Origin of the sequence: Paenibacillus sp. GCM10023252 (assembly GCF_042653305.1) — a bacterium.
Classification (GTDB): Bacteria; Bacillota; Bacilli; order Paenibacillales; family Paenibacillaceae; genus Pristimantibacillus.
Genome location: NZ_JBHSHW010000022.1, coordinates 15,301 through 37,591, shown reverse-complemented (window position 1 = coordinate 37,591; position 22,291 = coordinate 15,301). Strand labels below are relative to the sequence as shown.

Below are 22,291 nucleotides of genomic sequence, written 5' to 3'. Positions count from 1 at the left end.
TAATCAGCTCTAATCTCTGCCCTATTCACTGCCCTATTCTCATGATCTAATCTCTCGCTCCATCTCATCCCCACCCTCACCCAACCCAAGGAGGAACGCCCAATGAACATAAGCTGGCTCACATCACTCATCCGCCGAACAACCGAATCTGCGCGTCATACGGTTCAACTGCTGCAGCCCTCGGCCGTGGACTGCCTCTTCTGCCACAAGCCGTTCCCCATGGGAAGCCGTCCTTCATCGCATCATGCCCAGCACGCAGCCATCAACCTAACCCAGCTCTGCCCCAGCTGCCAAGCCGGAATTCCGTGGATTCGCCATATTATGTGCAAGGTGTGCGGCCGCGGCATCGTGTGCAGCGATTGCACCAGGCGGAAGCACGCCTATATCACCTGCAACAGGAGCTCCGTATTCTACAACCCCACGATGAAAAACCTCCTAGCCCTCTACAAATATCGAGGCAACGAAGACCTAGAGCCGCTGCTGGCCGCCATGATGCTGCCCGCTCTAAGAGAGCTCACGCAGCATGTCCAGCTGCTCGGGCAGCTGCGTCAATCCCGCCTAACCGACGCTGACCTGTCGGCCAGTCATAGTCACTCCATTGCCCCCAGGCCGCACAGCCCAGAGCAGCCCAACAAGCTAGGCCGATCCATGAATCCGCTACTGAGATCGCCAGCGCCAAGCCCTTTTCACGCGATTACCTATGTGCCAGTCAGCCCGTATCGGGAAGAGGAGAGAGGGTTCAACCAAGCGGAGAGGCTGGCTGCCCGCCTATCCACAGCTAGCGGTGTGCCCTTAATGAACCTGCTGGAGCGAAGCCGCCATACCGAGAAGCAGAGCTTTAAGTCACGGTCCGAGCGGATCCGGGATATGAGGGGGCTTTTCAAGGCTAGACAGATTGATCTGGAGCAGTGGCTCTCTTCACCGTCGTCCCAGCCATCTGAGCCGAACCTATCTCAGCTCCGCATCCTCCTCATAGACGACATCTACACGACAGGCAGCACGGTGAACGCCTGCGCCGAAGCGCTGCATCAAGCAGCGGGCTTGGTCAAGCTTGAAGTATACAGCCTAACGTGGGCGCGCTGACCCATTGCCTTCCTCAACCCACTCCAATCACCTCGGCCATGCTCCTCCTAAACTTCCTAGTGCAAATATTGACAGATTTCGATAGAATAGAGCATACATAACAAGTTGATCGAAGAGGAAGAGGGGGCGGCAAGGGATGAATCTGGATAATTGTCCTCGTTGCGGCAAGCTGTTTGCCAAGAACTTTCGTGAGGTCTGTCCAACCTGTATTCGGGACATAGATAAGGAATATGAGCGCTGCTCAGACTATCTGAAGGAGAATCGCGGAGCGACGATCTACGAACTGGCGGAAGCGACGGAAGTGTCGACCAAGCAGATTACGAAGTTCATTCGGGAAGGACGCATCTCCCTCATTAACGCACCTAACATGGCATATCCGTGCGAGCTGTGCGGGACGCTCATTCGTGACAACCACATGTGCGAAGGCTGCCGAACGAAGCTCATGAAGGATGTAAGCAAGCTGACGATGCGTCAGGAGGAAGACAAGCCGACCTCGACCCAAGCAGCCTTCCGGATTAAGGGAAGACATTAGCATTTTCTCATTTAGTCCATCCCTATTAACAAAATACAAATCAACCGCCGATAATACTATCATTAGTGATTATCGGTTTTTAATTATAGGCTAGGAAAAGAGGTCTCCACTATGAAGATTAATGAGAGCGGACGCATAGGGGCAATTCATTCATACCAGAAGCAGAGCGAACAGCGCGCCCAGGCAGCTAACCATAAGAAGCAGATTGACCAGGTCAAGATCTCACCCGAAGCGAAGGAGCTTCAATCGACGCAGCAGGCACATTCGGCCGGCCGAGCGGAGAAGGTAAGTGACCTGAAGCAGCAAGTACAGACCGGAACGTACCATGTGGAAGCAGGCAAGATTGCCGAGAAGCTGCTTCCTTACTTGAAGCAATAAGGCACTACACTTCTAAGATAAGATGCAGGTGAGACAATATGGTGTCCCAAGTTGTGAAGGCGATTGACCAGCTGGCCGAAGTCCACGAGCAGCTGATCCAGACTGGCCTTGCTAAGAAGCAAGCAATTCTGTCTAAGGAGCTGGACGAACTCATGCGCCTCATGCGCATCGAGTCGAAGCTGAGCCGAGAGATTACCGAGATGGATCAGGAGCGCAGCCTCGTCAGCCGCAAGCTGATGATGGACAAGGGCGTGAAGAATCGATTCAACGTGACCTACCGGAATCTGATGGGCGTTATACACGACCCGGAGGAGCGTACGGAGCTGCAGCGCGTGCATGAGAGACTGGAGCGAGCTATCGTACAGCTGAAGCAGGTTAATGACCTGAATCAGACGCTGCTTCAGCAGTCGCTCGACTTCATCGCCTTCACGATCGACCTGTATCTGAATCCGGAAGACGAGAGCTACACCTACAAGCATCCCGCCAGTCCGACTGGCGACCCGAAGAATAAGTCAGGGCTGTACAATACGCGAGCGTAAGGGAGCGACACAAGAGAATGAGATCGACATTCCATGCCATAGAGACCGCCAAGCGGAGCTTGTTCACACAGCAGGCGAACATTAATACGATCGGGCACAACATTGCCAATGCGAACACACCGGGATATTCCCGCCAGCGGGTTAATATGGTTGCCTCACGGCCGATCGAAGCACCAGGCTACATGCGCTCGAACACACCCGGCCAGCTGGGCACAGGGGTCGAGTTCGTCTCCATTACGCGGATTCGCGAGCAGTTCCTCGACGATCAGTTCCGCAACGCGAACCGAATGCTTGGCGATTGGAATATCCAAGCGGACACGCTGGCTAAGCTTGAGACGGTTTTCAACGAGCCCTCGGATTCCGGTCTTCGCACCGTGATGGATAACTTCTGGAAGTCCTGGACGGACTTAAGCAAGGATCCAGAGAACATCACTGGTCGTAAAATCGTCAGAGAAAACGCTCTGGCGCTAGTCGACGCCTTCAACGAAACAAGCAAACACTTGTCCGATCTCGAGAACGATCTGACGACGAATATAGATGTCAAGGTGTCGCAAGTGAACTCGATCTCCTCCTCCATCGCTTCTCTCAACTATGAGATTAAGCGTCTCGAGGACTATGGCGACAACCCGAATGACCTTCGTGACCAACGGGATTACTTGGTTGATCAGCTCTCCAAGATTGCCAATGTGAGTGTCGTTAACACACCGCAAGGGTACAACATCTCTGTTGGTGCGCTCGCTGTCGTAACGGGAGCTGAGGCAACACCTGCTACATCCGCTCAGATGGAGACGGAGTATGCAGCAGGCCGTCTAGTCGGCGGCGAGATTGCCGGTCTCATTACTTCTCGGGACAAGTATGTGGGCGATTACCAGAGCCAAGTAGATGCCCTTGCGGATACGCTGGTGAATGGCGATATTACGGTTACGATTCCGAAGGGATCCACTTACAATGGAGTCGCTCTGGCAGCTGACCAGACGGTCACCGTTAAGGGGATTAACGGCTTGCACAAGCTCGGATACTTGTTCACGAATCCTCCTGTTCAGGCGGGGAATATTTTCGAATCGGTTAATGGGGTTGGCACGGCCATGACCGCACAGAGCATCAAGCTCGCTCAAGCAATCGTTGACGATCCGATGCAGATTGCAACTTCCATGCGGACGGACGTCATTGGCGGCGTTAACCAGACCGTTAAGGGGAATAACGTACTTGCGAACCTCATGGCGGGCCTGAAGGACACGTCCTTCAAGTTCAGCCCAACGGCCAGCGGCAACGGCATTGCTAACGGCACGATCGATTCATTCTATCAATCGATGCTCGGCCAGCTTGGCGTGCAGGCGCAGGAAGCGACCCGCCAATATATGAACCAGCAGGACATCGTGACCCAGGTCGAGTCCAGCCGCCAGTCCGTCAGCGGCGTCTCGCTCGACGAGGAGATGTCCGAGCTCATCAAGTTCCAGCATGCCTACTCCGCCGCTGCCCGCTTCATGACCACCGTCGACGAGACCCTCGACAAGGTTATTAATGGCATGGGTATTGTAGGGCGTTAATAATCGGACATTATAGCTGACATATATCATTAGTCACTACGGCCAATATTCAGCATTGTATATGAAGGAGGAACTTAAGCCATGGCACTCCGCGTAACCCCAGGCATGATGCACAGCCAGCTCATGCGCAACATCAATCACAATATGGTCCGCATGGACCATCAGCAGAACACGCTCTCTACCGGCCGCAAGCTCAACAAGCCATCCGACGACCCAGCCGGCATCACCTATTCCCTCCGCTACCGCAGCGAGCTGTCGATGAATGAGCAGTTTGACAAGAACATTGCACAGGCGAAGTCTCAGCTTAATTTCACTGATTCAATTATTGGGCAAGTGAATGATATGGTGCAGAAGGTTCAGGAACTTACTGTACAAGGTCTCAACGATACGAATCCACAGTCCGCACTTAATGCTATTGCGATTGAAGTGGGACAGATCTATGAGCAAGCTGTTATGGCTGGTAACGAAACGTTGAATGGCAAGTTTATATTTAATGGACAATTTACTGATATTAAGCCTTACGATACTCTAAATGCTCAGACTCAAGATACGGATACTCAAAAATTCTCAGTAATTTTTTCAGCAGGAATTAACATACCCGTTAACGTAACTGGCAATGAAGTGTTTGGTGCATCTGGTGACAGTGATAATTTATTCAAGGTATTAAAGGATATTGAAAATGCATTAACATCCAATGATAAGCCAGGATTAGCCAATGCTAGTGCATTACTGCAAAGTAGGTTTGAGAAAGTCATTAATATTCGTTCTGAGGTTGGTGCACGTACAAATCGTGTCGAATTAATTGGGACAAGGCTAGAAGATCTCAATGTAAACTTAACAGGTCTTCAGTCACAGACAGAAGATGCTGATATGGCTGAGACCATAATGAACTTTAACCAAGAGCAGTCTGTTTACCAGGCATCACTGTCAACAGGTGCGAAAATTATTCAACCCTCCCTCATTGACTATTTAAGATAACGGATTTGAGGTGATAGCCTAGTGAACGACTCACGATTGTCTATTAGACAGACCTTTGCAGCAATTGGTATTCATGCAGAGAGAGCAAGACAAGAGATCGTCTCCCCCCGAGGGGAGCAATCTATTAAGCAGCCAAGTGCAGCAATGAATTTCTCATCGGAGCCATCTAAGCTTGAAGTGGACTCCTCACAAGCTTGGCATGCTCTAGGGAAAGGGCCGAATCTAGAGTGGAGCTCAGCCATCTACAGTCAGATGGATTCTGTATATCTTCAGTTATTGGCTCACAAGGTTGATCAAGGGAAGCGTATGGCTGATATTACAAACTCAAGATCGGCATTTGCTGACCTGGCTAGAGCTAACATGAATACACCTAGTACTGTGAAATATCAGATTGCAGCTCCTGGCTTCAACAATGTTAAGCTTAACTTCCAGCCAGGTTCAATCACTACAGAGATTGAACCTTCCCAAGTAGATATTCAATATAATCCACGTAAACCTGAGATTACAGCTCAGAGAGGTAATCTGGATATTTATTTAAGACAGCAGAATTCTATTTCCATTGAAGTGACGAATTATGATTTATATAAATGACAATGCTATAGCTGATGCTATAGCATTGTTGTTTTATTACTAGGAGGTTGAAAATTTTGAGTAATCCGTTTCAAAGCATAAGCATAAATGTCGGACGGAGTATTATAGGCTTTGAACATTTAAGTGAATTTATCTTGCAAAGTCTTTCGGATTCAGAGGATAGTCCTTACTTTATTCTTAAAAGTGTAGATGACCCAACTGTTGAGTTTGTCGTAATCTCGCCTTTTCACTTCTATCCACAATATGAGATAAAGCTCTCTGTTGAATTACAGGAAACACTTCAGGTGCAAACATATGAAGAGGTGTTGATCCTAAATATACTTACTATCCATCAGCCATTCGAGAAATCCACAGTTAACTTACTTGCTCCACTAGTAGTCAATATTAGTAGCTCGATTGGGAGACAATTCATTCCAAGCGGGCAAGAGTACGTTGTAAATGCTCCATTATTTCCCAGCAAAAATGGAGGAAGATAAATGCTTGTACTTAGTCGGAAAAAGGGCCAATCCATCATTATAAACGGAGATATAGAGATTGTTATAACGGCCGTTGAGGGAGAGCAAGTGAAAATTGGAATCTCTGCACCAAAGGAATACAACATTCTTCGTAAAGAAGTTGTAGATGATGTGCGTTCAACTAATCGGAATTCGATTATGTCAAAGGATGAGATGGTGAAACTAAAGGACTGGTTCAAAAGTACTGAGAAAAACCAATAAAATAGAATCTATTTTCGTAGCTGCTATAAACATCTACAACAAAACCTCCGATAATATTTAAGTAAGGCGAAAGCCTACTCCACAAGGAAGTGGAAACCTACTATTTCAAGGAGGAACACATCAATGATTATTAATCACAATCTTAATGCAATGAATTCACACCGTAACCTGGTATTCAACAACATTCAATCCGGTAAGTCTTCGGAAAAATTGTCATCCGGGTACAGAATCAATCGCGCTGCTGATGATGCAGCTGGTCTATCGATCTCTGAAAAAATGCGCTCCCAAATTAAATCCTTAAACCAAGGTATGCGTAATGCACAAGATGGTATTTCAATGGTACAAGCTGCTGAAGGTGCAATGAATGAAGTATCTGACATGCTGACTCGTATGAAAGAACTTGCGGTTCAGTCTTCCAATGGTACGTATAATGATACAGATCGTGCAGCTATGGATGCAGAATATCAAAATCTTATGACTGCTATTACTGATATCTCTGACAACTTCCAATTCAACGGAGTTACATTGCTTGATGGTTCTGGCGGTACTGTTACAATTCAAACAGGACCAACAACTAACGATGCAGTAGCTATCGATTTCTCAGGAATTGATATCGATGCTGCTACACTTGCTGTTAATGGTGTATCTACTGCTGCTGATGCTGTTGCTGAACTAGCACTTGTTGACACAGCTATTGAGACAATTAATACTCATCGTTCTGCACTAGGTGCTGCTCAGAATCAATTGGAGCATGTATACAATAACGTTGGTGTGAATGCAGAGAACCTGCAAGCTGCTGAATCACGTATTCGTGACACAGATATGGCTGCTGAAATGATGAAGTACACGAAATTCAACATTCTACAACAAGCATCAACTGCAATGCTTGCACAGGCTAATCAAGCTCCTCAAGGCGTTCTGCAACTGCTTCGTTAATTTTTAATTAATTAGAGGCCCACTCCTATTGTGGGCTTCTTTTTCATTCCTGGAGGCTACCACCATATGAAAATCAGTGTGTGTATGATTGTCAAAAATGAAGAAGAACATTTGCCGCGTTCGTTATCTAGCATCCCGACTACATATGAAACCATTGTTATAGATACGGGCTCCACAGATCGCTCGATTGACATAGCGAAGAACAAAGGCGCTACAGTTATTCATCATACATGGACTGATGATTTCTCAGCAGCAAGAAATCTATCATTACAACATGCCACAGGTGACTATATTCTTGTTCTCGATGCGGATGAAGAATTATGTACAGATATTGAGCAGCAAGTAGAAGATTACTTACAAATATGTGAACAGAGGGTCGGGAGTGTAATCATTGAAAATGTAAATGACAATGAATCTACTAGACACCGTACATCTAGAATTTTCCCTTCCCAGAATGGATACAGATATGTAGGTGTTGTTCATGAGCAACTAGAATCTATTGACAATATTGCAGGACAAGAAGTAGATACCAATATACTTATTTACCATTATGGATACACTGCAGAGGAATATAAAAAGAAAGATAAATATAACCGGTATAGTCAGCTTTACCTAAAGATTCTGGAGAATGATAAGAATAATGGTTATATGCTGTATCAATTAGGTAAGCTCCATTACTCTAACAAAAACTATAGCGATGCTTATAAAGCATATATAGCTAGTATGGAGCTTGGGCAATTTGGACATTATTATTTTCCAGTCATGCTTGTTCAGTTAGCTTATACGCTTAAAGAGCTTGGATTTGCAAATGAAGCAATTGAATTGATTTCTCCATTTATAGATCAGTATCCAAGGTTTCCTGACTTACCATTCGTACTAGGGGTATTATCTATGGAAGTAGGTAACTTTCAACAAATGGATAGGTATTATAAATTAGCCTTATCTATAGGAGATACGGATAAATATACTACAGTAGTTGGTACGGGGACCTTCCGTGCAGCACATAATCTGGGGGTATATTATGAACTATTAAATCAAATGTCAGATGCTGCTAGCTATTACTCCTATGCTGCACAATATCACTTCAAACCTTCTATAGAGAGACTCAGTAAACTTTGAAAAAAGACTAATAATAATAGAAAAATATAACGATATATTATGTAGGAATATAAAAAAAGGAGTTGGTTACCGCTATGGTAATGAGACTTACGGGTATGTCGTCCGGGTTGGATATAGATAAAATTATTGGAGATCTCATGAAAGTCGAAAGAATGCCACAACAGAAGTTAATACAAAAGCAAACGCTACTTAGTTATGAGTCGGAATTATACAGAGAGATCAACACAAAGATGTCTGCTCTTCGAGAGTCTCTAAATACAATTCGGTATAGCTCTAACATGACTGGATTAAAAGCTAGTTCATCAAGTACCGAGGTATTAGTTAATGCATCGTCAATAACGGGTACAGGTACAAAAACAATTAATGTAACCCAATTAGCGGAAGCGGCCGTTGTAAATGGTACTGAAGATATAACGAGGTTAGGATTAAAAGGCAGCGTAGTATCATCCCCCGTAGAGGTTATTGCAGGTGATAATGACAAGCTCGTTGTAACCTTAGATAATATGGCCAAAATGGTCACATTGGCACCAGGTGTCTATAACGATGCAAACGAACTAGCTGGTGCTTTGCAGAATGGAATAAATAATGCATTTGGATCAAATAAAATAACAGTATCAACAGATGCAGGCAGCATAAAGTTGGACCCGGTTGAAAAGTCAGGGTATATGCCGCAAGTTGTTGTTAATGATAGCAATGGTGCCTTAACAGCCCTCGGCTTTAATGAGAATCAGATGTACAGATTAAATATGAATACAAAACTCAGTGACTTGAGCTCGAATAATAAGTTTAATAAAGCGTTACAAATTGATCCAGTTCAAAATGACTTTAAAATCAATGGCGTAACCATTAGTTTCACAGGTGATGATACCTTGCAGTCAATTATGAACAAGGTAAACAGTTCTTCAGCAGGTGTTACAATGAGCTACAATGTGAATACAGATCAATTTCAATTTAAGAGCAGACTAACAGGACTGTCATCTGAAGTGAATTTAGAAGCTACAGGAAATGGTAATTTCCTCCAAGTCATTACGAATGCATCAGGATCATTGCCATCTGATTCCTTGATTGGTAACGTGGATACGGGTCTTGATGCACAATTCACTTATAACGGGGTAGCCTATAGTGAAGCATCAAATTCGTTTAACAAAGATGGGATAGGCTTTAAACTCAATCAAGCAACTGGTACAGATATAACGATTACCCTTGCTGCAGATCCTGATACTATAGTTGATAAAGTCAAAGGGTTTATAACCGCATACAATGACATGATTGACTTAGTAAATAAACGTCTGTCTGAAGATAAATCAAGAGGATATCTTCCGCTATCTAGTGAGGAAAAGCAAGAAATGAAAGACTCTGATATTGCGTTGTGGGATGCTGAAGTGAAGAAAGGTCTATTGGGAAATTCTATTGTGTTAAAAAATGTGAAAAGCTCACTCAGAGAGCTGTTTAGTAAAACTGTGGATGGTCTTCCTGAAGAGTTCAATACACTGTCAGCAATCGGAATATCTACTGTACCATACATGAGAGGGTTTCCACAGGATGCTGGGAAAATAAAAGTGGATGAAGCAAAACTCAGAGAAGCTATCGCTGCAGATCCAGAGTCTGTTAATAAGTTACTGACAAACAATCCCGGGTTCGAAAGTCAAGAAGGTATCATGGTCAGCATGTATAATCGTGTAGATAGTCTTATTGGTGGATTAATTGATAAGGCTGGAAGAGTTGGAGCATCTAATAGTGACTCAACAGCAGAAATAGGTAGAAGAGTTAGTCAGTTGGAGTTCAAAATTAAAGCTATGGATTCAATGTTGTCGAAAAAAGAGGACAGTTATTATAAAAGATTCTCTGCAATGGAGACAGCAATAGCAAACAGTAACGCGACAATGTCATGGTTATCGCAACAATTAGGATAAAGAGGGGGCTACGCAATGAGCATTCAACCCGTACTGCCTCAAAGTCAGTCAGCAACTGCTAGAGATACTGCAATCCCTATCGTTAGAGTAGCAGGAGAATATGACGTAATTAAGGAAAAGAGTAAGTTTGAAATATTGTCTGTATCTGAGAGCGCATTGCTTCAGGCAATCGATAAAGCAAATCTTGCTGTAGCTGGAACGCCTCATGTTTTTAATTATAAGCTGCATGATTCTGGGCATCTTATTGTTCAGGTGCTTAACAAAGATACACAAGAAATTATTAGAGAAATTCCATCTGAAAAATTCATTGAGATAGTTGAAAAGCTGCAAGAGTTAACCGTTGGGGCCATTATTGACGAGAAAAGATAAGAGGTGCCGTGATGCTTCAAGCGCAAAGCAGTTATATGAACAGTCAGATTCAAACTGCATCGCCTGGTGAGTTAACATTAATTCTAATGAATGGCTGCTTAAGATTCATTAAGTATGGAATATCTTGCATTCAAAAGAATGACATTCAAGGCAAGCATACCAATTTTATTAAAGCACTAAATATTGTTGATGAGCTACAAGCTACATTAGACATGCAATATGATCTATCGCAGGATTTATACAAATTGTACGAGTTCATTCAACATAAATTATCTCTAGCAAATATCAATTTGGATATTAAAGCAGCTGAAGAGTGCATCAGTCTAGTGTCGGATCTTCGCGATACCTGGGCCGATGCCCTCAAAAGCTTAAAGGTGTCTAGTTGATGGGCATGGGGGCAGAGGAAAGAAGTAATATACTAGTCTCAATGGTGAAAATATCAGAAGAGATAATTTCTATGGATATGAAAAATGAAGACTCAGCAGAAAAGTTATTAAAACTTCAGTTAGAACATTTGAATCTTCAGAATCAATTGTCATTACAATCTGATATTAGTTGGTCTGATGATGACTATATCATAATAAGAGAATGTCTCCAGCTTGAGAATGAAGCTAACAAAGCAATCCAATCAGAATTAACAATACTTCGACAACACATTAATCAAGCCAGCAAAGTAAAGAAAGCTAGATCAATGTACCTATCAGACATACCGCAAGTCGAAGGATACTTTATAGATAGACAAAGATAGGACAAAATCTTGTCCTATTTTTGTGTAAAAGTAGTACTTTTATACTTTATTGGATTGATATGTTGGGAGACTAGTAGTATAATACTACTATAATAGTTGGTAAAAAATACATATTGGCAAAACTGTAGAGATGCAGTGACGCAAAGCTATGGGTCTTAATTCTTATATGAGAATAAGATTGCCAGGTTGCCCATTTGTTTTTTAAACAATAGCAATCTGCTATTGTTTTTATTTTTATAACACTCTAGGAGGTTATGTGATGAAGAAGGTAAAACCTTTACTTTTATTGATGTTTACATTTTTGTTGGCATTAGGAGGCACGATAACTGCTCCATCGGCAGAGGCATCAGCGAATTATGTATCTATTGTCAAACAGGTTAATCCAAGTACAATTACAACAGAAGAAGAAGCAGAGGTTAAGCTGCAAATTCAAGGAACCCCGCCAGTTAGTGTTGTTGTTCCGAATGATGTTATTCTGGTCATAGATAAGTCAGGAAGTATGGCTCCTACTTACGAGCCAAATGCTGGCGAGGACAAAATGACCAATGCTAAGAATGCAGCAAAAGGCTTTATTGATTTGATGGATTTAACAAAACACCGAGTTGGTATTGTTGATTTCTCATCCTCTAATCAAATAGGCTCATTTCCTCTCTCAACAAGTAAAGATGATATAAAGAACTATATTGATGGAATTTCTTCTAATGGATCGACTGCAACAGGAGATGCAATTGGTACTGCGATACAACTCTTACAAGATCACCGTCCTGAAGCTCATCCAGTTATTCTGCTTTTAACTGATGGTGATGCAACACAGCCACAAGGTAATCCTTATGAATATGCTAAATCTAAAGCGTTAGAAGCTAAAGAAGCGGGTATTGTGTTCTACACAATTGCACTTCTTAGACCAACTGAGGATCCTGCGACTAGTGGTCCGAACATTTTGCTAAAAGAAATGGCGACGACTGCAAATCATCATCACTTTGTATTAGGTTCCACAGGATTAAGCGAGATATATTCGGCAATTGTTAGAGAAATTGGATTAGCTAGTGCATATGATGTTACTGTTACAGACATAGTTGCACCAGATTTTGAGATAGTTCCTGATTCATACCTTAATAATATTCCAAAACCTGAAGTGAACGGCAACATCCTAACGTGGACTTTCAATGAATTAAAGGATCAAACATTAACGTTTACTTATAAAATTAGGCCTGTTGATAAGACCAAAACAGGTTCACTAGCAGTTACAAACGCTGGTTCAAACATAGTATATAAAGACTATGCTGGGGCAGTTCGTACAAGAGTTACTCCAAATGTAAATCTAACTGTTAAGCTGCCTAAACCAGAGATAACATCAATAGTTGAGGCAGAAGGTCATCCAGCAGGCGGAGAAACGGTTGTTATTAATGGAGAAAATTTTGTTAATGGTGCTGTAGTTAAGTTTGGAGCAAACACAGCTCAGAATGTACAGTATAATAGTTCATCACAACTCACAGTAACTACACCAGCTGGTGAACAAGGTACTGTGAATGTAACGGTAACGAACCCAGATAATCAGAAAGCAACATCTGCGTTTCAATACAAGGCTGATCCAATTGTAACATCTATTTCGCCTAATTCTGGTCCATTATCTGGCGGTAATTATGTACTAATACAAGGTAGTTACATGATGAATGGAGTCCAAGTAAAAATCGGTGATAAAGTTGCACAGAAGAATTTTCAACCAGACTCAACATACGTAAGGGTGTTTGCACCGATTGGGGAAGCAGCAGGAGCAGTTGACGTGACAATCAACAATCCAGATGGAACGAGTACAACAATAACTGGTGGATATACTTATGAAGCCCCACCTAAAACGGACCCAGTAATCACTAATATTTCCCCCAATACAGGATTAACTACAGGGGGTAGTAACTCATACATTAATGGTTCAAACTTCAAGTCAGGTATGAAAGTTAAAATTGGAGATTTCGAGGCAAGCACCACTTATATCTCAGATAGTCGCTTAAGAGTAATCATACCAACTGCATCAATTCCAGGAGTTGTTGATGTTACCGTACTAGATTTAGATAACAATTCATATGTTCTTGAAGATGCTTTTACTTATACCGAACCTGTTTACCCTACTCCAACAATTACTAGTGTTTCTCCAAGCAAGGGTCTGACAACTGGTGGAGAGAATGTCTATATTGACGGTTCAATGTTCTCATCTTCGACTCAAGTGTTCTTTGGTAATCTAGAAGCGCAGTCAGTAACTTATATCAGCAGTACAAGACTAAGAGCAAAGACTCCTGCAGCAACAGTTGGTACTGTTGATGTTACAGTTACGAATGTAAATCAGTCAGCAACATTACCAAGTGCTTATGAATACACTGAGCCTGTGCCCGAACCAGTTACGATATTAAGTCTATCTGTAACTACAGGTACAACTTCAGGCGGAGAGCAGATTTATATTGATGGCATTAATCTTAGAAGTGGAGCAACTGTTAAGTTTGGCGCTTCCAATGCGACGGGTATTACAGTAATTAGTTCTGAGCGTGCAAGAGTTACCGTTCCTGCTAATCTATCTATTGGAAAGGTAGACGTAACTTGGACGAATCCTAATGGACAGTCAAGTACTCTAGCTGAAGCATATGAATATACAGGTGTAGTGCCTACAATTACTTCACTCTCTGTAGGTTCGGGTCCAATCGCTGGCGGGACAACTGTGTACATTAATGGAACGAACTTTGTTAGCGGAATGACAGTTACCGTCAATGGTGTAAGTGTTCCAGTTAACTTTATAAGTGATGTGAGATTGAAAATTGTAACACCTGCCAGTGTTGCAACTGGGTCTGTCCCAATTGTTGTTACACACACGAATGGACAATCAGCGTCGTTCAATTTTGTATACGAGGCACCTCCTCTAGCCCCAGCACCTGTAATCACATCGTTGAGTGTTACTAGCGGTGCAGCAGCAGGTGGAAACACAATGTATATTAATGGGAGCAATATCCAAAGAGGGGCAAAAGTATACTTTGGATCTATCGAAGGGTTAAACTTCTACTATGTAAGTGATACTAGAATAAGAATTAAAGTGCCAGCTGGACTAGCTGGACCTGTAATCGTAACAGTCGTTAATCCGGATAATCAACAGAGTAACGGAGTTGTATATACGTATAATTAAGTTAAAGAGACCAGCCGCTTCGGCTGGTCTTCCATTTTATTTGAGGAATGTATAGTTAGATGCTTCAGGGTAAAGAGCCAGAAACTTGGTATGAAGGATTTGATATTGGTCATCACTGCAATAATGACGAACGGCACCCAATGCATCATAGGAACTTACTGATGAGATATACTCATCAATAAGGATAAGACCAAGCTCCACTTCATTCTGTTGAAGTTGCCACACTCCAACGTTTTTTATTCCATCCAAATCAACCACACCGTTATCAATGAGCATAGAATATAATGGCATAGATAGTTGGCTGTACCCTCTAGTGTGCAGCAAGTGAGCTAGTTTATTTACAGTTCTTTGATCTGCCACAGATTGCAATAGGTTGTAATACAGATCTTCATAATTCCATGTAAGTAATAGAACTAGAACCTTTGGAAGTAATATATTTGCAGTTTGTTCTGATAAACTGTTAGATGAATATTGATTTGAATGATGAACATAGGTCCAAAGTTCCATTGTACCTTCTATATCATGACTTATTTGCTCAAGGTACTGTTGCTCATTATATACTAATGCAGCGACAAAGCCGACTTCAGGAGAGAGCGTTGATATCTCAAACCTGTTCATGTCATGAGTTCTTTTGAAGAGTAAGTGATACATAATCATTTCCTGATTGTTAAACACATAACGCAAGTTAATTAATATATTCCCATAATAGTCGGCTAACTCTTTATGACCTGTTTTGAGTGAGAGGTTAAAAAGAATATTGTATTCAATAATACCGGCATTTTTGTATAGGAGATTGAATAAATGGATTACCTCAAGTGTAGTGTAATTATGTATAAGTTGTTCGAACATTTTACTTAATAGAGTAAAGTTCTTGGGTTGCAATTTCAGAACGTTAATCCATTTCTCAATTGCTAACTTACGATCATTCCTAGCTAATGCAACATATCCAAGCATCTGATTAGGAACTACAGTGCCGTACATTGAGTAAACTTTCCAATGAGGCACTTTACTATTGTTTGCTTCATTTGCAATTCTAATGGCATTCTCAAACGATGAACAGGCTTGATTCCATAATGAAAATTGATTATAAAGAATACCTAGCATACAGTAATATTCAGAAATATTAGGGTTTAGCTGAATAGCATCTAAAAGCAATTGATAAGCAGCTTCGTAGTTTTCCACTTTCATTTCCAATGTGATGTATGAGATGAGTAAATGATGATACCAGCTATCGGTATCTTTCGTCATACTCAAGGATCTACTATACATATTAATGGCCATGGCAATAGAGCTATCCATTTTCTTGTATTCATTTCCGAGAATAAAGTTATAGTATGCTTCATTCATCATTAACTGCTGTTTGTTTTTTTCTAATATAGATAAGTTTCTTTCCGTTTTTTGCTTCTTTATAACAGTTGTCTCGATGTATCCATCATGATGAACCGATAGTGGATAACTTAAATATCGGACAGGTACTGTTCCGGCAGTTAGCTGTTCGTGCAGGGATCCTTCATAATATAATCCCTTATAATTGGGAAATATCCGCGCTGCCGAAGAGTCCATAATTTGCGATGTATCTTGACCAGCTCCTAAGTAGTTAATTACCCTTACTGAATATAGTGTTGGGTGTGTATTAGTTTGTTGCAACAAAAAAATTCTCAGATCATCATGGTCTTCCTTTAGAATAAATTCGTCAGCATCAAGAATTAATATCCATTTTCCTGTGGCGTACTTAATGGATTCATTTCTAGCTGCTGCGAAGTCATCTATCCATTTAAATGTGTATACCTTAGATGTGTAAGTAAGAGCAATCTCTATTGTTTGATCAGATGATCCAGTATCAACAATAATAATCTCATCTACAAGATCTTTAACGCTCTCTAAGCATCTACCGAGAACTTCTTGTTCATCTTTTACAATCATACATAATGATATTAATGTCTCCATTATGCCTCCACGTGAATTCGACATTGGTATAGTATTATCAATATCGGACTTTCCTTCTCTAATTATAATGTTTATGGAATTCACATCCGATAATAATGAGTCAGATTGATGATTTTGAGACGGACCAAGTTGAGGTTAGGTTGCAAGCTTCTTCTTGACGTGAGTAAGACAACTCATCATGCAGGAATGGGAGTAACGATGCGGAGAGCGGCAACAATATTGTTTTTTAATTGTCTAATCGTAATCATCACTCATATCTTACTTACCCTAATAGCAGACGCAGCAGGACCGCTGACGGGAATGATTATAAGCTTAAGTAAGCTTTTGCTGCTTCCGGTAGCTGTAGTTGCAATGAATGCTAGGCTCTCGTCTTCGGCGGGGGCCTTGTGGTTTATAACGGTCACCTGTCTGAGCGTACTAGCCCTGCTCGCTGGGCACCTGTTTGCTTTTAATTATCGGGTGGAACCAGCCGATGTTAACTATGCGGAGGAACTTTATTGGTACCAGTCGTTCATGCTGTTTAACCTGATCGAAGTGATCGGCCTCAGCATCCCGGTTGTGATCATTCAGTATTTCTATAGGAGGGAGAGGAGTTCCTAATGTTCATGATTCTTGAATTGTTCATCTTTTTTTGTGTTACGGTAGCCCTGTATGGACTAACCTCATTTTACAGGAACAAGGTGGTCGGCTGCTTGTGGCTGCTAGTAAGCGCAGGATGGTTTTATTTTACGACACTCGTGGTCTCGGGAAACTTATTACCGGTGTATGTTGCCGTTGCGCTGTTTTTAAGTACGGGAATAGCAATCTTATACCGCAAGCAGAAGCTAACTTATCTGCTATGGGCAATAGGCCTGTTGGTAGTTTGTCTTGTTGTGGTTGGGACTAATAAGTTGGTTGGTATAGTTGTCTTAATTGCAGGTGTATGTTGGATTTATTACAGAAGGAAGTCATTTGTTACCCAACGGTAGATACATAGGGGGATTAAGCTTGAAGCGAAGCGTTTTGGCGATAGTCATATTATTAGCTCTAAGTATGAACATGCTTGGATTTGTCCGGGCTGAAGACAGCAATCTCATTAGTAGGAATATTATCAGAAGTATCGAGTGGGATGAGCCGAAAAAGGCCATCTTAATAAAGTCCGTTGTTGTTCAGAAGCAGGAGGACAGTGAGATTGAGGTTTTTGACAAGGTGCATCCTATCTATCTGGAGAGCCTGAGAAAGAAGACGCTGACGAACCGTGAGGCTTCTGATTATGTTCACAAGCATCTGCCTGGGTCGATTGCATCGGACGTTGTGCTAGGCAAGGATGTGGAACCTTTCAAGGACTTATCCCGTGACCCTAACGTTACCGATGAGGATATGCAAGTATGGGTTAATGAAGCGAAGCTTTCCGTAGAATCAGATGACAGGGAAGCCAGTCAGACCAACACACTCACCGTTGATGAAAACAATACAAAGAACCCCATTCAAGAAGATGCAATCTTTGCCATCATCGTCATGGCTGTATTCTGTATGGTATTCACCACGATAGTCTGGTCCTTAACAGGGCTGTTCCTCTACTATAATGCTTCACTTACTGTTCGAGCCTACCGGAAAATACTGCTGCAGATTGTCGGTGTCTGCTCCGCGACCTATGGTTTGTTTTTTGCAATGGGTCTAATGGAAGGGTATACGATGCAGGCTAATATTTATTTAATCGGATCTCTCCTCTTATTTTTATTTTCATTTGCGTTCGTGATTATTAGAAGACGAACGTACATGGTTATTCTAGGTTGGAGTGTGCTGTGCTTTGCCTGGGGTGTCATAGCCCCTATGGAGGCTGAATATCCATTCAGGGGATGGCTTCTTTAAGACTATGATGTTGGGGGTAGAGGTGAGGGTAATTAGTCATTTTCTCTTTAGAACAACGAAGGTATCGAGACGTTTCTGTAATCGAGTTGTGAGAAAGCTTGTCCTTAACTTCAATATCTCCAAGGAGGAGGCAATAGATCGAGTTAATTCCTTCTGGGGCCATCTCGAAGAGATCGGTGATGACAGCATTATTTATCATGAAACTTCTGATTACTGGTCTAAAACAATCTATTACGGCCCGGATTATTGGTGGACGAAGATAGAAGTGCCTCAGCCTTATGAGAAGGTTGATAGAAAGTTAGGGCAAGACAGATGAGGATAGATTATGGGGGATAAGATGATTGCAACGAGTAAGAATAATGAGATTTATGCCTTTTTTATAATTTGGTTCATAAGTACGATTCATTACCTTGATGTGGAGTCCAGAGACTGGATGTCTGTTGGCTTTCCGATGTTGAAGGTTTTAATAGTAATCGGTATTACGGCCATCCTCTCCTCTATCATTCTATTGCTGAGTTTAATCGTATTGAGATCGATACCGTCAGCTACAAGAGGAGTTTTTTTATTTAGGTCATGGGTATGTTTGCTTCTATTATGTGTTCCTTTTTTAGTGAAATGGATTACTCATGGAAATAATCTATTTACTTCTTACAATATGATATTAAATGAGTCCAAATTGTTCGCTTGGTTAGATGTTACGTATTACTTCATTGTTGTAATTGCCATATTCCTCATCTGTAGAATGCTAAGTAAATTTGCTATTTCTATGAAAATATCTTTCGTATATGTATTGTTCATCGCCTCGATTATAACGATATTTATTGTTGTGAGATCGTTGATGTTGTTGCGGTATGGAGCTTAGCCAGTAACGTGGTGGTATATAATAGAGGAGGATGACCATTATTTATAGAATAGTATATTTCGTATTTGTTCTTTTCCAAATATTCGCCTTATATATGTACTTGAATAAGCAAATTTTGTTGTGGGAACTAATTTACATCACGTTTATTACATCTGTTTTAACTTATTTGTATAAAAAGCATTTTGTTAAAGTTATCAATATGAAGTTAAAGGAGAAGCTAATGAGTAGAAAACTACTATTGTACAGCTTTCTAATTTTTGTTGTTTGTTTATTGCTTGTAAACACTTTAGGGGATAAGTAAAAATGGAGCTCCATGGGAAGATAATGATAAGGATATTTATGAATAGTGGACGATGTCAATTTATAGGCTACTTGAAGCTCAAAGCGCTCGCGGACTCGAAAAGGATTGATGCCAATTGTTAGATGAAATTCAGCTTACAACATTACAAATAATAGCTCTGACATTTATATTTAGCTTTTGGTCGAACAGAAAGTTTTTGATTGAGTTTTGGATACATCCTTTCTTTGAAGTTTTAATATTTTTCAGAAAGATAGATAGAAAAGTTTCACTAGAAGCAATAGTATATAGGACTCTATCTAATATTACTTTGGTGGCATTTATTCTAAATGTGCCATTCAGGATAATAAGTATGGAAGAATTAGCTCTTATCACTTATTGCGTGTTTATTTTGTTTTTTATAGCTGCTGTAATCGAAATGATATTACATTTTCTCAAGTGGATATTCAATCGTTGAATTCGCTTTCATTTTTGCGATTGACAAATTTACGGAGACGGTGGTATAGTCGATTTGTGGGCTCCGTAAGGCGTCACAGCATTTGATGATGAAGGGAATGTTGTATGTATGCAAGGTAAAGTGAAATGGTTCAACGCAGAGAAAGGTTACGGATTTATCGAGACTGAACAAGGCGGAGACGTATTCGTTCACTTCTCAGCAATCCAGACAGAAGGCTTCAAGACTCTCGAAGAAGGCCAATCGGTCGAATTCGATATCGTTGAAGGCGCTCGCGGTCCACAAGCAGCTAACGTAGTCAAACTGTAATCATCCGGCTAGTCTAGCCAACGTATAGATGGTTCTATTGACCATACTCACACTACACATAAGCTCCGGGGCTTCCCGGGGCTTTTTTCTGTGTTGCTTAACATAATCCTTGCGCAAGCGGCATAGCCATGAGAAGAGATGCTGTACTCGGCTGGAAGTATGGCGAATGACAGGAGTGTGTGAATGCACGCAATGGGCATAGGTTAGGAAAAAGCCCGCGTGACGACAAGTCACCAGTCAGGAGGGGCAGCATGGGGAGTGAGCCAGCTACGACGAAGATCTTGGTGACGGGAGCGGGGGGACAGCTGGGGCTGGAGCTCTGCGCCATGGGCGAGCAGGCGGCAGCAGGCGAGCGAGGGAAGGCGCCGCATGGGAACCGCGGCGCTGGAGCAGCCGGCGCCTCGGGGCTCCACATCATCGGGCTGTCGCGCAGCCAGCTCGACATCACGGATCTGCAGCAGTGCCGCGAAGCGCTGGCCCTGCACCAGCCGCAAGCGGTGATCCACTGCGCCGCGTACACGGCGGTGGATCAGGCCGAGGCTGAGCCTGACGCGGCCTACCGCATCAATGCTGCCGGCACGCGCAACCTTGCGCTGGCCGCGAGAGAGCACCATGCCAAGCTGGCATACATCAGCACCGACTACGTTTTCGACGGGACGTCCGCCGTGCCCTATAACGAAGCAGACCGCCCCAATCCTCGGACAGTCTATGGGAAGTCCAAGCTTGCGGGAGAGCAACTCGTCCAGACGCTTCATGACCGTTACTTCATCGTGCGCACCTCTTGGGTATACGGCCGCTATGGGAGAAACTTCGTCCAGACGATGCTGCAGCTTGGCGAGCTGCGCGACGAACTCAAGGTCGTGAGCGATCAGCTTGGCTCGCCAACATATACGTTCGATCTGGCCCGATTCCTGCTGGAGCTTGTCCAGACGGACTATTATGGAATCTATCATGCCTCGAACCAAGGGACCTGCTCCTGGTATGAGTTTGCGCAGGCGATTTTCCACTATGCAGGCAACACCCGCACGCAGGTGCTGCCCTGCAGCACAGACGAGTTCCCTAGACCCGCGCCGCGCCCGGCCTACTCCATGCTGGACCACACGGCGATCCGTACGAACGGCTTCACCCTACTCCCGCCCTGGCGAGAGTCCCTGCAGCACTGCATCCACTCACTGAACACAGCCCCCTAACCCCTCTATTACCCATATTCAGAAAATTCTAAATTAATAGAAAACAGTTTGAGACAGCCCGTCTCCTGTGCTATAATAAGGCTATGTAAAGGAGGAGTGTTACATGAAATACAACATTCGAGGTCAACACATTCCACTAACTGATGCACTCAAAGACTACGCTGAAAAAAAACTGAGCCGCCTAGAAAAGTATTTTGATGCACCGATTACCTCCGAAACAACCGTTACACTAGCCGTGACCAAGGGAAACCACAGCGTCGAGGTGACCATCCCGCTCCGAGGCGTCATGCTGAGAGCCGAGGACAAGAGCCCCGACATGTACGCATCCATTGACAATGTAGTAGAGAAGCTAGAGAGACAGATTCGCAAGCATAAGACGAAGGTGAACCGGAAGTTCCGCTATGACGGCGGGATCCGCACTCTTTTCAAGGAGGAAGGGTCGGCGGTACGAGTACTGGATGAAGAAGATGAGCTGGAGGTTGTCCGCACGAAGCGGCATGCCATCAAGCCTATGGACATAGAAGAAGCGATCCTGCAGATGAATATGGTCGGCCATTCGTTCTTCGTCTTCTCTAACGTAGACAGCAAGGAGATTAGCGTCGTCTACAAGCGGGATGATGGGAAGTATGGGCTGATTGAACAGGGCTGACAGGCCAAGCTAAGCTGACGGAGAGCCTTCCCCCCGCGAGGGGAGAGGGCTCTTTCCTGTACGTACAGGAACGAACTCTTCACTACTGAACTATATAATGTTGGAAAAGCCCTCAG

The 22,291-nt window shown here is 42.9% G+C and carries 22 protein-coding genes and 1 riboswitch; of the genes, 21 read left to right on the top strand and 1 reads right to left on the bottom strand.

Annotation, left to right across the window (positions count from 1 at the left end):
- Window positions 1-102 precede the first annotated feature (102 nt).
- The 16 genes from ACFO9Q_RS13555 (at window position 103) to ACFO9Q_RS13480 (ending at window position 14,615) form a co-directional block, all read left to right on the top strand.
- A complete protein-coding gene (locus tag ACFO9Q_RS13555) occupies window positions 103-1,083 on the top strand; it encodes a ComF family protein (RefSeq protein ID WP_379182848.1) in 981 nt (326 codons plus the stop codon).
- 136 nt (window positions 1,084-1,219) lie between these two features.
- On the top strand, window positions 1,220-1,615 hold the full coding sequence (locus ACFO9Q_RS13550; protein ID WP_379182846.1) for a TIGR03826 family flagellar region protein: 396 nt from the start codon (window positions 1,220-1,222) through the stop codon (window positions 1,613-1,615).
- 111 nt (window positions 1,616-1,726) lie between these two features.
- Window positions 1,727-1,993, top strand: coding sequence for a flagellar biosynthesis anti-sigma factor FlgM (flgM, locus tag ACFO9Q_RS13545; RefSeq protein WP_379182844.1), 267 nt, complete (start codon window positions 1,727-1,729; stop codon window positions 1,991-1,993).
- 38 nt (window positions 1,994-2,031) lie between these two features.
- Complete coding sequence (locus tag ACFO9Q_RS13540) at window positions 2,032-2,532, top strand: flagellar protein FlgN (protein WP_379182842.1); 501 nt, start codon at window positions 2,032-2,034, stop codon at window positions 2,530-2,532.
- Window positions 2,533-2,549: 17 nt separating this feature from the next.
- Window positions 2,550-4,079, top strand: coding sequence for a flagellar hook-associated protein FlgK (gene flgK, locus ACFO9Q_RS13535; protein WP_379182840.1), 1,530 nt, complete (start codon window positions 2,550-2,552; stop codon window positions 4,077-4,079).
- Window positions 4,080-4,160: 81 nt separating this feature from the next.
- On the top strand, window positions 4,161-5,057 hold the full coding sequence (flgL, locus tag ACFO9Q_RS13530; protein ID WP_379182838.1) for a flagellar hook-associated protein FlgL: 897 nt from the start codon (window positions 4,161-4,163) through the stop codon (window positions 5,055-5,057).
- 21 nt (window positions 5,058-5,078) lie between these two features.
- Entirely contained in the window at window positions 5,079-5,648 is a 570-nt protein-coding gene (locus ACFO9Q_RS13525) for a DUF6470 family protein (RefSeq protein WP_379182836.1), read from the top strand.
- A gap of 56 nt (window positions 5,649-5,704) precedes the next feature.
- Window positions 5,705-6,124: a flagellar assembly protein FliW gene (gene fliW, locus ACFO9Q_RS13520; RefSeq protein WP_379182833.1), complete on the top strand. Its 420-nt coding sequence runs from the start codon at window positions 5,705-5,707 to the stop codon at window positions 6,122-6,124.
- Entirely contained in the window at window positions 6,125-6,364 is a 240-nt protein-coding gene (locus ACFO9Q_RS13515; RefSeq protein WP_379182831.1) for a carbon storage regulator, read from the top strand.
- Between the two features lie 123 nt (window positions 6,365-6,487).
- Window positions 6,488-7,300, top strand: a complete 813-nt coding sequence (locus ACFO9Q_RS13510; protein ID WP_379182829.1) for a flagellin — start codon at window positions 6,488-6,490, stop codon at window positions 7,298-7,300.
- Between the two features lie 66 nt (window positions 7,301-7,366).
- Window positions 7,367-8,419, top strand: coding sequence for a glycosyltransferase (locus tag ACFO9Q_RS13505; RefSeq protein WP_379182827.1), 1,053 nt, complete (start codon window positions 7,367-7,369; stop codon window positions 8,417-8,419).
- 74 nt (window positions 8,420-8,493) lie between these two features.
- Window positions 8,494-10,332 carry a flagellar filament capping protein FliD gene (gene fliD / locus ACFO9Q_RS13500; RefSeq protein ID WP_379182825.1) on the top strand — a complete coding sequence of 613 codons (1,839 nt, stop codon included), beginning with the start codon at window positions 8,494-8,496 and terminating at the stop codon, window positions 10,330-10,332.
- 15 nt (window positions 10,333-10,347) lie between these two features.
- Window positions 10,348-10,701: a flagellar protein FlaG gene (locus ACFO9Q_RS13495; RefSeq protein WP_379182823.1), complete on the top strand. Its 354-nt coding sequence runs from the start codon at window positions 10,348-10,350 to the stop codon at window positions 10,699-10,701.
- 11 nt (window positions 10,702-10,712) lie between these two features.
- Window positions 10,713-11,087, top strand: a complete 375-nt coding sequence (gene fliS / locus ACFO9Q_RS13490) for a flagellar export chaperone FliS (RefSeq protein ID WP_379182821.1) — start codon at window positions 10,713-10,715, stop codon at window positions 11,085-11,087.
- Window positions 11,087-11,449: a hypothetical protein gene (locus tag ACFO9Q_RS13485; protein ID WP_379182819.1), complete on the top strand. Its 363-nt coding sequence runs from the start codon at window positions 11,087-11,089 to the stop codon at window positions 11,447-11,449. Before fliS ends, ACFO9Q_RS13485 begins: the two co-directional genes overlap by 1 nt.
- Before the next feature lie 105 nt (window positions 11,450-11,554).
- Window positions 11,555-11,643: riboswitch (cyclic di-GMP riboswitch) on the top strand.
- Between the two features lie 65 nt (window positions 11,644-11,708).
- Window positions 11,709-14,615, top strand: a complete 2,907-nt coding sequence (locus ACFO9Q_RS13480; RefSeq protein ID WP_379182817.1) for an IPT/TIG domain-containing protein — start codon at window positions 11,709-11,711, stop codon at window positions 14,613-14,615.
- A gap of 36 nt (window positions 14,616-14,651) precedes the next feature.
- Here the strand turns inward: ACFO9Q_RS13480 and ACFO9Q_RS13475 are convergent, their stop codons facing one another.
- Window positions 14,652-16,562 (bottom strand): glycosyltransferase, encoded by a 1,911-nt coding sequence (locus ACFO9Q_RS13475; RefSeq protein ID WP_379182815.1) that lies wholly within the window; start codon window positions 16,560-16,562, stop codon window positions 14,652-14,654.
- A 300-nt stretch (window positions 16,563-16,862) separates the two neighbouring features.
- Here ACFO9Q_RS13475 and ACFO9Q_RS13470 point away from each other — a divergent pair, with 300 nt between their 5' ends.
- The 5 genes from ACFO9Q_RS13470 to hpf all read left to right on the top strand — a co-directional run bounded on the left by ACFO9Q_RS13470 (window position 16,863) and on the right by hpf (window position 22,175).
- Complete coding sequence (locus ACFO9Q_RS13470; protein WP_379182813.1) at window positions 16,863-17,162, top strand: hypothetical protein; 300 nt, start codon at window positions 16,863-16,865, stop codon at window positions 17,160-17,162.
- A gap of 387 nt (window positions 17,163-17,549) precedes the next feature.
- The gene (locus ACFO9Q_RS13465; protein WP_379182811.1) at window positions 17,550-18,413 is read left to right on the top strand and encodes a hypothetical protein; all 864 of its coding nucleotides are present in this window, start codon (window positions 17,550-17,552) and stop codon (window positions 18,411-18,413) included.
- A 1,725-nt stretch (window positions 18,414-20,138) separates the two neighbouring features.
- Window positions 20,139-20,336 (top strand): cold-shock protein, encoded by a 198-nt coding sequence (locus tag ACFO9Q_RS13460; protein WP_028608231.1) that lies wholly within the window; start codon window positions 20,139-20,141, stop codon window positions 20,334-20,336.
- Window positions 20,337-20,587: 251 nt separating this feature from the next.
- The gene (gene rfbD, locus ACFO9Q_RS13455; protein WP_379182808.1) at window positions 20,588-21,526 is read left to right on the top strand and encodes a dTDP-4-dehydrorhamnose reductase; all 939 of its coding nucleotides are present in this window, start codon (window positions 20,588-20,590) and stop codon (window positions 21,524-21,526) included.
- Between the two features lie 103 nt (window positions 21,527-21,629).
- Complete coding sequence (gene hpf, locus ACFO9Q_RS13450; RefSeq protein WP_379182806.1) at window positions 21,630-22,175, top strand: ribosome hibernation-promoting factor, HPF/YfiA family; 546 nt, start codon at window positions 21,630-21,632, stop codon at window positions 22,173-22,175.
- Window positions 22,176-22,291: the final 116 nt, after the last annotated feature.